The organism is Thalassobius sp. MITS945101, assembly GCF_047123305.1.
Lineage (GTDB): Bacteria > Pseudomonadota > Alphaproteobacteria > Rhodobacterales > Rhodobacteraceae > Thalassobius.
In genome coordinates, this window is record NZ_CP138918.1 from 2,267,598 (window position 1) to 2,283,166 (window position 15,569).

Sequence of the window (15,569 nt, forward strand, 5' to 3'; positions counted from 1 at the left end):
AAACAGATCTCAAACAAATGGTCGCAATCACAGGATGTGATTTGCGTTGACAACTGTCCCGGTGCATCCTCCGCGCAAAGATTTGAGGAGGATGGCATGCCCGCATTGAAACCCACTGAGTTTATTGGCGAAATCACCTGGATTGGACGTGTGGCCGATCGCGAGGCCGCACTGGCTTCGGCGCCGTTGGACAGGACGGAGCTGACGTGGGACGGCATTCTCGGCGAGGCACATGGCGGGGTAAACCGGCCGTCTTGCAGCCGGGTGGCAGCACTGCACGCGCGTGGCACCGAGATTCGCAACACCCGCCAGCTGTCGGTGGTCGCCGCTGAGGATCTGGAGAGGATTGGCGCAGAGCTGGGGATCAAAGCCTTTGATCCGGCCTGGATCGGCGCGTCACTGGTTGTGCGTGGGATTCCGGATTTCAGTCGCCTGCCGCCAAGCAGCCGTTTGCAGGGACCGTCGGGGGCAACGCTGGTTGTGGATATGGAAAATCGCCCCTGCAACCTGCCTGTCCCCGTCATCGAAGCGGCAGCTCCCGGTAAGGGCAAGCCTTTCCGTGCGGCGGCCTGGGCCAAACGTGGCGTGACGGCCTGGGTGGAACGGCCCGGTGAGATCGCGCTTGGCGACTCACTGCAGCTGTTCATTCCTGATCAGCCGGAATGGGCCGCGTATGATGGCCAGCGCAGTAAACGCTGACGTCAAATTCGCAACTGGCAACGACGTGAAAGGCGCAAACCTGCGACATCCTGTCCATCCGCGACGCAACCCGCGCCGGAAATGTCGGATTTTGCTGCGCAGCGTTCCCGTTCCCGTCGTTTTCTCATCCGCAGAGATGAACCAGCGCCCGTGCCGGGAGGGGTACCAATGAGCTATAAATCCGATATCGAAATCGCCCGCGAAGCAAACAAGCAGCCTATTCAAGAGATTGGCGCCAAGCTTGGCATCCCCACCGCAGATCTGCTGCCCTACGGCCATGACAAAGCGAAGGTGAGCCAGGACTTCATCAACTCGGTGCAAGGCCGCGACGATGGCAAGCTGATCCTGGTGACCGCGATCAACCCGACACCTGCGGGCGAGGGCAAGACCACCACCACGGTGGGTCTGGGCGACGGTCTGAACAAGATCGGCAAAAACGCCATGATCTGCATCCGTGAGGCCTCGCTGGGGCCGAACTTCGGCATGAAAGGTGGTGCTGCTGGTGGTGGCATGGCGCAGGTTGTGCCGATGGAAGAGATGAACCTGCATTTCACCGGGGATTTCCACGCGATCACCTCGGCGCATTCGCTGCTGTCGGCGATGATCGACAACCACATCTACTGGGGCAACGAGCAGGAAATCGACATCCGCCGGGTGGCCTGGCGACGTGTGGTGGACATGAACGACCGGGCGCTGCGTCAAATCACAGCGTCGCTGGGCGGCGTCACAAATGGCTTCCCGCGTGAAACCGGGTTTGACATCACCGTGGCTTCGGAAGTGATGGCGATCCTGTGTCTGGCCACCGACCTGTCGGATCTGGAAAAACGTCTGGGTGACATTATCGTGGCCTATCGTCGGGACAAGTCGCCGGTCTATTGCCGCGACATCAAGGCCGAAGGCGCGATGACCGTGCTGCTGAAGGACGCAATGCAGCCGAACCTGGTGCAGACGCTGGAAAACAACCCGGCCTTTGTGCACGGCGGTCCGTTTGCCAACATCGCACATGGCTGTAACTCGGTCATTGCCACCAAAACCGCGCTGAAAGTTGCCGACTACGTGGTGACCGAGGCGGGCTTCGGGGCCGATCTGGGCGCTGAAAAATTCATGAACATCAAGTGCCGCAAGGCGGGCATTGCGCCGTCGGCTGTGGTGCTGGTGGCGACTGTCCGTGCAATGAAGATGAATGGTGGTGTGGCCAAGGCGGACCTTGGGGCGGAAAACGTCGATGCGGTTCAGTCGGGCTGCGCCAACCTTGGCCGTCACATCGAAAACGTCAAATCCTTCGGGGTGCCGGTGGTGGTGGCGATCAACCACTTTGTCACCGACACCGACGCCGAAGTGCAGGCGGTCAAGGATTACTGCGCCGAACACGGCGTCGAGGCGGTCCTGTCGCGTCACTGGGAGCTGGGTTCGGAAGGCTCAGCGCCGCTGGCCGAAAAGGTGGTCGAGATTGTGGAAGGCGGCAGCGCCAACTTTGCACCGATCTACCCCGATGAGATGCCGCTGTTTGAGAAGATCGAAACCATTGCCAAACGCATCTACCGTGCGGATGAGGTGCTGGCTGATGCCAAGATCCGCAACCAGCTAAAAGACTGGGAAGAGGCGGGCTATGGCCATCTGCCGGTCTGTATGGCCAAGACGCAGTACAGTTTCTCGACCGATCCTGCGCTGCGCGGCGCCCCCACCGGCCATTCGGTGCCGGTGCGGGAGGTCCGGCTGAGCGCTGGCGCGGGCTTCATCGTGGTGGTCTGCGGCGAGATCATGACGATGCCCGGCCTACCGCGCAAACCCGCGGCTGAGAGCATCTGCCTCAACGACGAAGGCCTGATCGAAGGTCTGTTCTAAGACAGACAGCAAAGCCCCCTCGTAAGACACCGAGGGGGCTTTTCTTATGGGAAACCACAGTGCCAATCGGAAACATATGGCGCGGTGGGGCAAGGCCGAAGGGGCGCAAAACGCTGGCGCTAACACTGCGCAGGGGCTACACGCCTCAGCAAGAACGACGCCTCTGGCGGGAGTATTTTGGGAACATTGAAAGGGTGCTTTGATGACGGCTGACATCATTGACGGCAAGGCTTTTGCGGCCAAGGTGCGTGAACAGGTGGCGGGGCATGTGACCCGTCTGAAAGAAGATCACGGCATCACGCCCGGTCTGGCAGTGGTTCTGGTGGGCGAAGACCCGGCCAGCCAGGTCTATGTGCGCTCCAAGGGGAAACAGACCGTTGAGGTCGGGATGAACTCTTACGAGCACAAGCTGGAGGTGGACACCTCGGAAGCGGCTCTGCTGGCGCTGATTGATCAGTTGAACAACGATCCTGCGGTGCATGGCATTCTGGTGCAGCTGCCGCTGCCGGGGCATCTGAATGAAGATCTGGTGATTAATTCCATCGATCCGGCCAAAGATGTGGACGGGTTCCATATTTCCAACGTGGGCCTGCTGGGCACAGGGCAGAAATCGATGGTGCCCTGCACGCCGCTGGGCTGCCTGATGATGCTGCGGGATCATCATGGCTCGATTTCGGGTATGGACGCGGTTGTGATCGGGCGTTCCAACATTGTGGGCAAGCCAATGGCGCAGCTGTTGCTGAATGACAGCGCCACGGTGACCATCGCGCATAGCCGCACCAAGGATCTGCCGGATGTTGTGCGCCGCGCCGATATTGTGGTGGCCGCGGTGGGCCGCCCGGAAATGGTGCCCGGCGACTGGATCAAAGAAGGCGCCACTGTCATCGACGTAGGCATCAACCGCATCGATGCGCCTGAGAAGGGCGCAGGCAAGACCCGTCTGGTGGGCGACGTGCATTTCGAAAGCGCCGCCAAAGTGGCCGGTGCCATCACACCGGTGCCGGGCGGCGTGGGGCCTATGACCATCGCTTGTCTGCTGGCGAACACCGTGACTGCCTGCTGCCGTGCCAACGGTCTGGCAGAGCCGGAAGGTCTAACAGCTTAACGTTGTTTAGCGGGGTGCCATGGGAACCATGGTGCCCTGCAAAATGGCGATCAGCGTGTCTTTGCCGTCAGTGCGGGCAAAAACCTCGGCGGTGACCACAACCAGCCGTTTGCCAGGTTTCACCACCTTGCCGCGCGCCACCAAGAGCTCGCCCTGCGCTGGGGCCAGCAGGTTGATCTTGATCTCGGACGTGAGGACTTCGTACCCTTCGGGCATTGCCGACAGAGCGGCATAGCCCGCGGCGCTGTCGCCAATCGAGAAGGTGAGCCCGGCATGTCCAAACCCGTGTTGTTGTTGGCTGGAAGCCAGGATTGGGGCGTGTATTTCACATTGTCCCTGATCCGCAGAAACCAGAGAGGCGCCGAGGGTGGTCATCATGCTCTGCTGGGCAAAGGATGTGGCAATACGGTGCTGTATGGACATGTTTTTTCAGCCAATTCCTAACAGGATTCTCATATTCCACGTATAATATTCTTGAAGTTGTCTTGATGCGAGATAATACAAGCGCATTGGGATGAGATGGTATTGAGTAACGCAACGTGATTGTCGCTGTAATGGTAAAATCGATCGCTGCCGCTGTGCAGCGCAGTCTTCATCCGACAACTCTGGCCATGTGGAGCCTTGTTGCGGTGGCGGCAGTTTTCATGGGCCCCTTCGGGACATTTTCCAGCATGTCGTGGGAAATGCGCGCGGTTTACTGGGGCCTGATCTGTGGCCTCTCGGTTTTTGTGAGCGCCTTAGTGCGGGAATATGTCCAGCAGCTGGTGCCGGCCACACCGGATTGGCGGGTGGAGGTTCTGCACGTCTTGGGGGTGACGCTGATTCTGACACCGGTGGTGTTTGCTTTGACGGCGCTGCTGGGGCAGGCGATTGTTAGCGGTTCACTGCGGTTCTGGACCGTGATGATTTTTGTGTTTCTGATTTCCACGCTGGTGACCGCGCTGCGGCGGATCTATGGGCAGCATCACTCGCTGGGCTTTGCCATCACCGAGGAAGAAGATAACGCGGCGCTGACCCCTTTGAGCATAGCCGTTGAACCCCCCGAGAGCCTGCCTCCATTGGAATCGAGAGCGCGGCTTTATGAACGACTGCCCGCAGGGGTGACGGGGGTGATCCTGCACTTGTCGGCACGGGATCATTTTGTTGATGTGGAACTGGACGGCGCACTGGTGTCACTGCGGATGCGTTTTGCCGATGCCGTTGCAGAAATGGACGGGGTGTCTGGCCATGTCACGCACCGGTCACATTGGGTGGCGGTTGCTGCCATAGACGGCACCGAACGCGACAATGGCAAGCTGGTTTTGCGACTGACCAATGGCAGCAAGGTGCCGGTCAGCCGCACAGCCAAGCCAAAACTGGAAGAGGTCGGTGTGCTTTGAGCCTGCCTAGCCGCCTTAGTCGTGCAGGGATTGCCGACGCCCCGGCATCGGGATGGCGGTGCAACTGGTGCCGGTCAGGATCGCCAGGGCCTCGGGCCGCATCAGCCCAACAATGACTGGATCCTCACAGCTCAGCCCGCCCGTGTAGCTGCCATAGGCCGGCATCACGATGCGATCGCTATCGACCAGAAAACAGGGGCGGCTGATGGTGCCGCCTTTGGTTTTGACCCGCGCCTTGGGATGGTAATGGCCTGAGATTTCCCCCGCCGCGCCGATCTGCGCGATATGGCGGAACAGGATCGGCGGCAGCGGCAGTTCCCCCAGATGGGTGCCGCCGATGGCCAATGGCCCCGGATCATGGTTGCCTTCGATCCAGACCCAGCGTCGGCCGGCCTGCAGTCGGGTGATCCAGGTGAACTCTTCTTCGGATATGCCACGTGCCGCAATCGAATCGTCAAAGCTGTCGCCAAGGCAGATCACCGATTTGGCACGGGTCCGCGCGAGGTCTTTTTCCAGTCGCGCCAGCGTGTCACGGGTGTCATAGGGCGGCAGCATCGCGCCGCCAAGTCGCGCAATTCGTTCGGATTTTCCAAAATGCAGGTCCGAGACGCAGAGCAGTTTCTGCTCCGGCCAGTAAAGCGCACCTGAGGGCATTGCCTCCAGGGTGATGCCTGACAGGGTGAGTTCGTAGCTGTTGTTTTTGCTGCTCATATAGATTTGGTGGCATGTGGGGTTAATGGGGGCAAGCGGAGTCTGTGTCACGGGCGCGGGCTGGTCAGATTTCCGCCAATCCCGCCTCTTGCATCAGTTTGGTGGTTTCTTCCTGCAAAAGCCGTTCGCGGGCGTCGCCATCGATGCGGACTTTGCCCACCTCCAACAGTAGCGGCGCGGCGAGGGGCGGAATCCGGTCCAGATGGCGATGCACAATTCGGCCATGGGTGGTCTCAACCATCTGGCGCAGGCGGGCAAAGTCGATCAGGCCGCTGAGCGCCTCTTGTCGGGTCACCCGCAGCATCAAGTGATCTGGGTCATATTTGACCAGCGTGTCATACAGGATGTCAGAGGAAAACGTTGCCTGTCGCCCAGATTTGCGCTGGCCCTGAATGTTGCGCTGGATCAGCCCGGCAATGGTGGCAACACCGCGAAAGCTGCGTTTCATCAGCGCATTGGTCGATAGCCAGTGTTCCAGACCTTGCTCAAGCGTCGCCAGATCGAACAGCGGCGCAGGATCGGTGAGCGGCTCCAGCCCCCAGATCAGCGTGGCCTGATCGGTGGCCACAAAGCCGAGGGGGGCAAGGCCCAGTTCCTCCATCCGGTTGGTGGCCAGAAGGCCCAGCGTCTGCTGCGCATTGCGACCGGCAAAGCCGTAGATGCAGGTGTGGGCCATGCCGTCGTGTGGGAAGCTTTCGACCAGCAACTCGCCCGGACCGGGCAGTTGCGAAAGCGATCGGTGCAGCTGTAGCCACTCGGCCGTATGCACGGGCAGGGCGGGCCAGTCGCGTTGTTGCAGCATTGTCAGGATCCGCTGGCTCAACTGGGTGGAGGTGGAGAATTTGGTGCCCATGAAAGTGGCGATCTTGGGCTTGCGCCCCTTGTCGCGGCTGACCTGCACCACCATTTCTCGCAGCGCCTCATAGCGCACGATCTGCCCGCCGATAAGGAAGGTGTCGCCCGGCGTCAGGCTGGCGGCAAAGACTTCTTCGATCTCTCCCAGCGGCGCGCCATGACGGCCGCGCATTTTAACCTTGAGCGTATCGGTGTCCTGAATGGTTCCAACGTTCTGGCGGATCAGGGCGGCACTGCGCGGGTCGCGCAGCTGCCACTCACCGTCGGGGCGCTGTTGCAGCCTCTGCCACTTGTCATAAGCCCGCAGCGCATAGCCGCCGGTGGCGCAGAAACTCAGACAGTCGTCAAAACCGGCGCGGGTCAGCGCGGCGTAGGGACCAGCGCTGCGCACCTCTGCGTACAGCGCGTCTGCATCGAAAGGACCAGAGCAGGCCAGCAGCATAATATGCTGACACAGCACATCTAGTGGGCCGGCGCCGCGCGGATCGCCGTCCAGATCCCCCTCTTGAACCGCTTCCAGGGCGGCGACACATTCCAGCACCTCAAACCGGTTGGCAGGCACCAGAACGGCCTTGGAGGGCGCGTTGTAACGGTGGTTGGCGCGGCCGATCCGCTGCACCAGCCGTTTGACGTTCTTCGGCGCACCGATCTGGATCACCAGATCTACATCCCCCCAGTCGATGCCCAGATCCAAGGACCCGGTGCAGACCACCGCCCTCAGCTGCCCTGCCACCATCGCGGCTTCGACCTTTTCGCGTTGCCCCCGATCCAGCGAACCGTGGTGGATTCCGATCGGCAGGGCTTCGTCGTTGGCAAGCCAAAGATTGTGAAAGAAAATTTCGGCCTGTGCACGGGTGTTGTGGAAGATCAGCGTGGTTTTGTGCTGTTGGATCTGCGCCATCACGGCGGGAATGGCATAGGCCGCACCGCCACCTGTCCACGGCGGGGCCTCTTCGGTGTGTAGCATCGAAATGTCGGGCGCAGGGCCAGGATCAGCCATCAGGATCGGGCAGGGCGCTGGATTGGGCGCAAGGTATTGCGCAATCGCTTCTGGGTCATCGACCGTGGCCGAAAGGCCAACGCGGCGCAAATCAGGACACATCGCCTGGAGCCGCGACAGCGCCAGCATCAACTGGTCGCCCCGTTTGCTTTCGGCCAGGGCGTGGATTTCATCCAGCACCACCCGTTGCAATCCTTCGAACACTCGTGGCGCATCCTCATAGGACAGCAACAGCGCGAGGCTTTCTGGCGTGGTCAGCAGGATATGCGGCGGGTCGGCGCGTTGTCGCTTCTTACGTGTGTTGGAGGTGTCGCCGGTGCGATCTTCGATACGGATGGGCAGGCCGATCTCGTCAACCGGTGTGCGCAGGTTGCGTTTGATATCTGCCGCAAGCGCTTTCAGCGGTGAGATATAGAGCGTGTGCAACCCGTCATGGCCCCCTTCCGAAAGTTCGGACAAGGTGGGCAGGAACCCGGCCATCGTTTTGCCACCACCCGTCGGTGCAATCAGCAGCTGCGCCGGCAGATCGGCACGTTCCAACATGGCCCGCTGATGCGGGTGAACCTGCCAGCCTTTGGTGGTGAACCAGTGCTGGATTGAAGCGGGTAGTGCGGCCATGTTCTCTGTTTAGTCCAATTTGCACCCAAGGCAAATAGGGATGCGAATGGCACGTCAAAGAAAGATCAATTGCTAAAGTCGTTGATTTTTCCGGTTGTTTCAGCAATCTGTCCGGCACAGCTTTAAGGGGAATTATTTTGGCCCATGATTTTGACAAACAGTACCGGGAAACGGTGTGGGTTCTGGACGATTTGGCGTCCAAACGTGATCTGCCAGCGATTGCCGATTTCGACTTCCATTTTTCCACCGCTGTGGCAACGGCACAGCCATTAGCTGCGGTGAGCGCCTTGCAGTCAGAAGGCTTTGCCGCAGCCTATGACGCTGAAACACGTGATATCTGGGTGCCGGTCTATGCCTTAATGGTGGATATTGCCGCGATCTGGCGTCACGAAAAGCCGATGACCGAAATCTGCCTGCGCTATGGCTTTCAACCGGACGGGTGGGGCTTTTCGGATGCCTCTGCGGTGAACCTGGTCTAAGCGGGATCACCTTTCGGGACGGCCTATTTCACAATCTCTTCGTCTTTTACAAACATGTTCGCCCATGCACGATCGATAAGCTCGGGGCTCATTTGGTAGGGAATACCCTCAAATTCGCAAATTGAGATCATTTGATCAATCAGGAACACCGGCTGGTAGTTTGCATAAATGTTGTCGATCGTTGGGTATTTCCGGTGGATCAGATGCACCAAGGCAGCCTCATCCAGCGGCATCTTCTTTTTCTTGGCAACAAGGGCAAAGATTTTCAGGAAGTTCTGCTGATCCGGTCCGTCGATTTTGATCTTGTAGAAAATCCGGCGCAGGGCGGCCTGATCGAAAATCTCATTGGGGTGAAAGTTGGTTGAAAATACCACCAGCGTGTCGAAGGGCACTTCGAATTTCTCACCGGATTGCAGCGCCAGAATGTCTTTGGACTCTTCCAAGGGCACGATCCAACGGTTCACAAGGGACTGCGGCGGTTCGGCCTGGCGGCCAAGGTCGTCAACAATGAAGATGCCACCGGTGGCCTTCAGTTGCAGCGGCGCCTGATAGGTCCGGGCGGTGGGGTTATAGGTCAGATCCAGCATCTCCAACGACAGTTCACCACCGGTGATCACTGTCGGCCGGTCGCAGCGCACATAGCGGGTGTCGAACCCTTTGCGGCGACGCAGGGAGTTTGGATCGTCTTGTTCGGCTTCGGCCTTGGAGTGCACAATGGGGTCATAAACGGTGATGACCTGACCGGCGTATTCAATGGCGCGGGGCACATAGATCTTATCCCCCATCGCGTCGCGAATCCCGTTGGAGATAGACGATTTCCCGTTGCCGGGGGGGCCGTACATCAGGATTGACCGCCCCGAGCTGACGGCAGGGCCAAGGTTGGACAGCAAGTTTGGCGGCAGCACCAGATGGCCCATCGCATCGCTGAGCTGCTGGCGGCTCAGCTGGATGTCGCGGATCGACTGGCGTTTGATCTGTTCGCGGTAGACCTCTAGCGGGACGGGCATGGCGCCGTAGTATTCAGACTGTGCCAGCGCATCCTGCGTGCGGGCGCGGCCTGCGTCAGTCAGCTGAAAGGCCATTTCGGACCCGGCACCTGCGTGCAGGGTGCCCATTGCCTCCATCAGCTTTTGTTCCCGTGCCATGTCGATCAATTCCTGCACCACCACACGTGGCAGACAGACGGCCTCGGCCAGTTCTGTGAGGGTGGAAAGGGATTTGCGGAACATGGTTTTCAGCAGGATATCCCGCATCATCGTCACCGGCAGGCGCATGTCCTCGATCGAGGCGGGGGCGGGCGGCGGGGTCACGCCTTTCTGAGGGGAAACCTGCATGTTCATCGTATATGTCCTACCTGCCTGACGGTCTCTCACAGGGGGCAATTCCCCCCGTTGCTCAGGCGCAGATTGGCAACAGAACATGGCAGAAAAGAGGAAAGAACCGTGCGGGTCGGGGGCAATTGCGATGAATTGCATGGGCGCCACAAGAGACCGCGGCGCCCATCTGTGGTCAGGTGTTGAGCCGTTTCAGCAGGTGCCGCGCCAGCGCTTTGAGGCCAAGCCCGGTGCGGATCCCAAACTCCTCATAGCGGAACCGACGCGGACTGAGGCCCAGTTTGGCAAAGCCTTTGCGCAGTGCTTCGCGCATTTGTTCAGGACCACAGAAAGACACCACCGTTTGCCCCATGTCCGCCCCTGTCAGGGTTTGAATGGCGTCTGCCGTAATCCGACCCGCGCTGCGGCTTTCATGCAGATGCAGGGTAAGGTTCGGGCGCTCTGCAGACAGTTGGCGCAGGGCATCCAGATGTGCAGCAGATCCGGCATCGCGGACACAATAGACCAGATCGACGGGCAAATCGTCGGTCTTATCCTCGGCCAGCGCAAGGAACGGCGTGATGCCAATGCCGCCCGCGATCCAGACCTCGCGTTTGGCCTTGCGGGGGCGTTCGAACAGGCCGTAGGGGCCCTCGATCCGTGCTTTGGTGCCTTTGGTGAGTTTGCGCGGCAGGGCGTGGGTGAAATCACCAAGGTCCGCGATGGACATGCGCACGCTGCCGTCGGCGCGCGGGGCGCTGGACAGGGTGAAGGGGTGCGGTTCACCACCGTTGAAGGAAACAAAGGCAAACTGACCGGCGCGGTGGCGCATCTTGCCCCCTTCCGGCGTCATGGTGACGGCGAAGGCTGAGCCGGTCTGTTCCAGATTGCTGACGGTATAGGCCTTCGTCGGTCGCATACCCGAGGGCAGCAGGCGATAGGCAAAAGCCAGCGTGCCAATGATACAGAAGGCGCCGGTGTAAAGCCCCAGCGGATCCCCATTGGCAAAGGGTTTCAGGATGAAGAGGTAGTGAAACGCACCGGCAACAAAGAACGCCCCCATCAGCTTATGGGTCCAGCGCCACAGGTGGTAGGGGATGAAGGTCACAACGGTGATGACCACAAGGATCAAAAGGCCGTAAAGACTGATCTCGCCCAGAGTTTCCGAAAACTCAACCAGCAGGGTTTCCTTGCCCAGCCCGCGCATTTCAGCGTCGATGGTATCATGCAGCAGGATCATCACCATTGCGCTGATGCCCAGCCACTTGTGCAGGAAATAGGCGCGATCCAAACCGCCAAAGAGCATTTCAACGGGGCGCAGGCGGGTCGAGATGATTTGTGCCAGTGCCATCGCGATGAGCGCCCAGATTCCGAGGTACTGACTGAAAAGTGCGATGCTGTCCCGACCTGTGGCAAGGGTGGGGAACCAGACAAGCGGTGTGGCGAGAGCGGCGGCGCAGAGCACCAGACCGATTGGCTTCAACGACATGAGAGGTCTTTCAAAGGACTATGGTTTAAAAGGTATACACGGAATGTAAATATGAAAAACAACCCACCTGAACAGTTGGGGCGGGGAATTTCTGCGCTTGTTGAACTAAGGTTTATGCGCCCCAGAGCGCGGCGCAGGCCAGATAGGCCGATAGCGTGGGTCCCAACGCAAGCCCCATGGGGAAGTCTTTCTTGCGGTCCCAGCTTTCCCAGTCAGGGGCAAGATTGCGCAAAGGGGTGATGCGGGCCAGCCGGTGAGCGGCCACGGCAGACAGCAGAATGATGGCAAAGAGCAGCACCAGAAACCGAACGTCCCCAAGCATCACGTAGGGCGCGGCGGCGGCGGCAAATTTTGCATCGCCCGCCCCCAGAAGCCCAAGCGCGTTCATCACGATCCCAACCAGAAGCACAATCACCAGCTGCGCCAGCTGCCAGGCAAATTGTTCCAGCGGCATCAGGAAAAGACCAACCACCGCAAAGACCGCCGCCAGGGCAATCACGGTCTGGTTGCGGATTTTCATTGCCCGCAGGTCACTGAGAGCCGTCCAAAGGCACAGCGGCAATGTCAGCAAGAAAAACACCAGACCGGCGGTGCGGGTCAGGGTCAGCCCCGGGGCATCGCCCCAGAGGAAGGTGGTCAGATCAAAACTCACCGGATCAGATTTCCAACGCCCGCAGAGCCCGAACCGCCGCTTCGAAATGCTGTGGATGTGTATCGATCGCTTCGCGCAAGAGGGTCTTGCCGGTGCTGACATCCCCCTGTTTCACGGCGCTGAGGCCAAGGGTGTGCAGCAGCTGGGCGCGCTCAACCTGATCCATCGGGATCACCGGCAGCGAATAGTTACGCTGGGCGCCACGGGCCAAAACGATGTTGTTTTTGGCGGTGAACAGGTTCTGGTCGTGTTTGATGGCCTCGGCGAACAGACGCTCTGCCTCGGTATAATCGCCACGGGTCAGTTTGGAATAGCCCCAGTTGTTGAGCACACCTGCTGGGCGGGTGGTCAGGCCAACGGCGGTTTCATAGAAACTGTCGGACTTCTTCCATTCCTTGTTGCTGTCGGCGACCATCGCTTCCAGACGGTAGCGTTTGTAGGTCTCAACGGTGGGGGGCACGGCGTCCAGAATGGCGTCGGCTTCGTCCCATTGGCCGGTACGGATCAGGGCATCTGCCAGATCAACGCTGTCGTCCTGCGTCGCACCGTCCATTTTGACCACGCGACGCCAGGCCGGCACGGCCTCGGTTGCGCGGGAGGCACGGATCAGCGATTGGGCCAGACCACGTTGCAGGTCGATCCGGTCCGGGCTTTCCTGCGAGGTGCGCTGGAAGTAGCGCACAGCCTCATCGGCGTCTGCAACTGTCAGCATAATGTCGGAAAGGTTGTTGTCATCCACAGCGTTGATCGCCGACATGGCGCGATCAACCTGATCGCCGCCACGCATCTGATCACATGCGGTCAAGCCAAGCCCGGCGACCACGCAGAGGGTAAAACGAATGGAATGGCGCATGTGCCTGCGTCCTTCAAACTGCTCTTGCCTGTTTATGGTATCGCGCGGATCACATAGTCGCTGCCACCGCGTCGTACCAATTTATAATCTTGTTCTAAGGGTGCATCATAAACGGGATTTTCGGATTTTGCGAGTGCTAAGCGCAAATTGTCCCGTATTGCGTCACTTCTGCCATTGTCCAGCGCATAGGCCTTGCGCAGCACCAGCGTCGCCTCTTCGGTTTTGCCCCGTTCCATCAGAACAACGCCAAGGTTGTTCCACACCTCGGGGGTGGCATCGGCGCGCTCAACTGCGCGGCGCAACAGGGTTTCTGACTGCCCCAAGCGCCCCAGCGCCAGATTGGCACTGCCAAGACCCGACAGCACGTCCACATTCATGCCATGCACCAGCGCTGCGCGGGTGTAGGCGTCCATCGCCAGCTCATATTCGGCAGCATCCATAAGGCGGGCCGCAACGATCAACCCGTCCACCGCTTCTGCGCTGCCGTCCAACCCCGGCGCGTAGACCTGTCCGTCCGCGATCAGGGTTTCGGACGTGCCAGAGCCGCCCGTGGAACAGGCGGCGAGGCTGAATAGGGCAACCAGAGCAAGGCTGGTGCGCAAATCTGTCATTGGTTCTGCTCTTTTGGCTTTGTTATTTGCCGAGCGCAGAGATCCCCACGACCGACGGTGCCACAAGAATGATCAGCAGCGGCGGCACGGTCAACATCATTGTTGCCAGTGTCATCTTGGTCGGCAGCTGGTTGGCCTTTTCCTCGGCCCGCATCACCCGCTTGTCGCGCATCTCACCGGCATAGACGCGCAGCGCTTCGGCGATGGACGTCCCGAAGGACTGCGATTGCACGAGAACGGTCACAAAGCTGGTCACATCCTGCACGCCGCAACGTTCCGCCATGTCGTTGAGAACCGTGGGCTTGTCCTTGCCGGCCTTGATCTGTTGGCTGACGATTTCAAACTCATCGGCCAAAGCCGGGAACGAGGGGCGGATTTCACGGGCCACGCGGATGATCGCCTGATCCATCGACTGGCCAGCTTCGACACAGACCAGCATCATGTCCAGCGCATCGGGGAAGCCTTCGGTGATCTGGTTCTGACGTTCCTGCTGCCGCTTGGTGATCCAGTATTTCGGTGCCATATAGCCCACGCAACCCGGCCCCAGAACATACATCATCATGTCTTTGGTTTCGCTGTCTGGTCCGGCCTTGAACATCATGTAATAGCCCAAACCCGCCGCCAGCAGACCCAACCCCAGCGCCATCTGCGCAAAGTGGAAGATCATCACCGCTTCCTTGGAGCGGTAGCCCGCCTGCATCATCTTCTGGCGCATGGCCGTTAGCTGTTCTTCATCCTGTGGTTCCAGGAAGGTCGAGTATTTTTCCAGCTTCTTCGAACTGCCGCTCTGGCTGCGCAGAGCCGCGCCACCCGCGGCCGCTGCATAGGCACGGTTCGATTGCTTCAGCTTGTCCAATGGATCAGGTCGGGTGTCGATCAGGAAGGGCAATGTGCCCAGCACCAGGGCAACGCCCAGGAACCCAACAAGGAGAAGCGTGCCCAGCCCGCCATCCAGGAATGTCGCAACAAATGCCATTTGTGCTCTCCTTACACTTTGATGTTCACAAGCATCCGCATCACAAACATGTTTGCGGCAAGAAAGACGCCCACGGCCACACAGGCGGTCATGAACATGGGGTGGTCCATCACGTCGTCATAGTAATGCGGGTCCAGCAGGTTGATGCCGACCAGTGCGATCAGCGGGAAACCGGACAGAAACTTGCCGGACCATTTGGCCTCGGCGGTGATGGCTTTCACCCGGCGGAACAGACGGAAGCGGGCGCGGATCACCTTGGCCAGACCATCCAGGATTTCAGCCAGGTTGCCGCCCGATTGCTGCTGGATGGTCACAGCAACGGCAAGGAACCGCAGATCCTGCATTTCCAGACGTTCGGCCATTTCCTGCAGCGCGTCGCCAACGTCGCGGCCGTACTGTGCTTCATCGGCAATCATGCCAAACTCGCTGGCCAGCGGGTCGGCGATTTCACGCGATACAATTTGAATTGCCGAAGCAAAGGGATGCCCAACCCGCAGCGAGCGCACCATCAGTTCGATGGCGTCGGGCAGTTGTTCCTCGATCATCGACATGCGTTTGTTGGCTTTGGTGGTGACCCAGAAGAACACACCGCCAACGCCCATCGCGAGGGAAATCCCAGCCCGCACCACCAGTGCCGTGGAGGTGCCTACAGTCAGGGCCGCGAAGGCCAGTGCCGAAACGCCTCCCATGATCATCAGAAGCTGGGCTGGCGTGAACGCCAATGCGGCTTTCTGGGCTTTGGAGGCCAGCAGCGAATAGACCGGGAAGTTTTTCCACTGCAGGTGCTGGTTCATCTCCTTACGGAGCGTGTCCATCACCTCGGCGCGGTGCTTGCCCTTCTCCATCATGTCGAGACGGCGGTTCACCTTGCTGTTGAGGCTGATCGATTTGCCGAACAGCGTCAGATAGATGCCCTCGACAATGACGAGAACGCCAACGAAAACCAAGCCGTAGATCAGCAGTTCAATGGGCACACTCATCGGG

Annotated in this window: 15 protein-coding genes; 5 read left to right on the top strand and 10 right to left on the bottom strand. The window is 59.7% G+C overall.

The window, feature by feature from the left end:
* Positions 1 to 96: 96 nt before the first annotated feature.
* From SIC14_RS11380 to folD, 3 genes are all read left to right on the top strand, one after another.
* Positions 97 to 699 carry an MOSC domain-containing protein gene (locus tag SIC14_RS11380; RefSeq protein WP_412562054.1) on the top strand — a complete coding sequence of 201 codons (603 nt, stop codon included), beginning with the start codon at positions 97 to 99 and terminating at the stop codon, positions 697 to 699.
* 168 nt (positions 700 to 867) lie between these two features.
* Positions 868 to 2,544, top strand: a complete 1,677-nt coding sequence (locus SIC14_RS11385; RefSeq protein ID WP_412562055.1) for a formate--tetrahydrofolate ligase — start codon at positions 868 to 870, stop codon at positions 2,542 to 2,544.
* Positions 2,545 to 2,746: 202 nt separating this feature from the next.
* On the top strand, positions 2,747 to 3,649 hold the full coding sequence (gene folD / locus SIC14_RS11390; protein WP_412562056.1) for a bifunctional methylenetetrahydrofolate dehydrogenase/methenyltetrahydrofolate cyclohydrolase FolD: 903 nt from the start codon (positions 2,747 to 2,749) through the stop codon (positions 3,647 to 3,649).
* 6 nt (positions 3,650 to 3,655) lie between these two features.
* On the opposite strand, the gene SIC14_RS11395 is transcribed toward folD, so the two are convergent.
* The gene (locus tag SIC14_RS11395; protein ID WP_412562057.1) at positions 3,656 to 4,072 is read right to left on the bottom strand and encodes a PaaI family thioesterase; all 417 of its coding nucleotides are present in this window, start codon (positions 4,070 to 4,072) and stop codon (positions 3,656 to 3,658) included.
* Positions 4,073 to 4,188: 116 nt separating this feature from the next.
* Between SIC14_RS11395 and SIC14_RS11400 the strand changes: the two genes are divergently transcribed.
* Positions 4,189 to 5,028: a LytTR family DNA-binding domain-containing protein gene (locus SIC14_RS11400; protein ID WP_412562058.1), complete on the top strand. Its 840-nt coding sequence runs from the start codon at positions 4,189 to 4,191 to the stop codon at positions 5,026 to 5,028.
* A 15-nt stretch (positions 5,029 to 5,043) separates the two neighbouring features.
* Here SIC14_RS11400 and pdeM read toward each other — a convergent pair whose 3' ends face one another.
* Both pdeM and SIC14_RS11410 read right to left on the bottom strand, forming a co-directional pair.
* A complete protein-coding gene (gene pdeM / locus SIC14_RS11405; protein ID WP_412562059.1) occupies positions 5,044 to 5,739 on the bottom strand; it encodes a ligase-associated DNA damage response endonuclease PdeM in 696 nt (231 codons plus the stop codon).
* Positions 5,740 to 5,803: 64 nt separating this feature from the next.
* Positions 5,804 to 8,212, bottom strand: coding sequence for a ligase-associated DNA damage response DEXH box helicase (locus SIC14_RS11410; protein ID WP_412562060.1), 2,409 nt, complete (start codon positions 8,210 to 8,212; stop codon positions 5,804 to 5,806).
* Between the two features lie 137 nt (positions 8,213 to 8,349).
* Between SIC14_RS11410 and SIC14_RS11415 the strand changes: the two genes are divergently transcribed.
* The gene (locus tag SIC14_RS11415; protein ID WP_412562061.1) at positions 8,350 to 8,691 is read left to right on the top strand and encodes a hypothetical protein; all 342 of its coding nucleotides are present in this window, start codon (positions 8,350 to 8,352) and stop codon (positions 8,689 to 8,691) included.
* A 23-nt stretch (positions 8,692 to 8,714) separates the two neighbouring features.
* Here the strand turns inward: SIC14_RS11415 and SIC14_RS11420 are convergent, their stop codons facing one another.
* The 7 genes from SIC14_RS11420 to SIC14_RS11450 all read right to left on the bottom strand — a co-directional run bounded on the left by SIC14_RS11420 (position 8,715) and on the right by SIC14_RS11450 (position 15,565).
* Positions 8,715 to 10,031: an ATPase gene (locus tag SIC14_RS11420; RefSeq protein ID WP_412562062.1), complete on the bottom strand. Its 1,317-nt coding sequence runs from the start codon at positions 10,029 to 10,031 to the stop codon at positions 8,715 to 8,717.
* Positions 10,032 to 10,200: 169 nt separating this feature from the next.
* Positions 10,201 to 11,493, bottom strand: a complete 1,293-nt coding sequence (locus tag SIC14_RS11425) for a ferric reductase-like transmembrane domain-containing protein (protein WP_412562063.1) — start codon at positions 11,491 to 11,493, stop codon at positions 10,201 to 10,203.
* A gap of 112 nt (positions 11,494 to 11,605) precedes the next feature.
* Entirely contained in the window at positions 11,606 to 12,145 is a 540-nt protein-coding gene (locus tag SIC14_RS11430; RefSeq protein ID WP_412562064.1) for a prepilin peptidase, read from the bottom strand.
* A 4-nt stretch (positions 12,146 to 12,149) separates the two neighbouring features.
* On the bottom strand, positions 12,150 to 12,998 hold the full coding sequence (locus tag SIC14_RS11435; RefSeq protein WP_412562065.1) for a tetratricopeptide repeat protein: 849 nt from the start codon (positions 12,996 to 12,998) through the stop codon (positions 12,150 to 12,152).
* A 32-nt stretch (positions 12,999 to 13,030) separates the two neighbouring features.
* The gene (locus tag SIC14_RS11440) at positions 13,031 to 13,609 is read right to left on the bottom strand and encodes a tetratricopeptide repeat protein (RefSeq protein ID WP_412562066.1); all 579 of its coding nucleotides are present in this window, start codon (positions 13,607 to 13,609) and stop codon (positions 13,031 to 13,033) included.
* 22 nt (positions 13,610 to 13,631) lie between these two features.
* The gene (locus tag SIC14_RS11445) at positions 13,632 to 14,585 is read right to left on the bottom strand and encodes a type II secretion system F family protein (RefSeq protein ID WP_412562067.1); all 954 of its coding nucleotides are present in this window, start codon (positions 14,583 to 14,585) and stop codon (positions 13,632 to 13,634) included.
* 11 nt (positions 14,586 to 14,596) lie between these two features.
* Positions 14,597 to 15,565, bottom strand: a complete 969-nt coding sequence (locus tag SIC14_RS11450) for a type II secretion system F family protein (RefSeq protein WP_412562068.1) — start codon at positions 15,563 to 15,565, stop codon at positions 14,597 to 14,599.
* Positions 15,566 to 15,569: the final 4 nt, after the last annotated feature.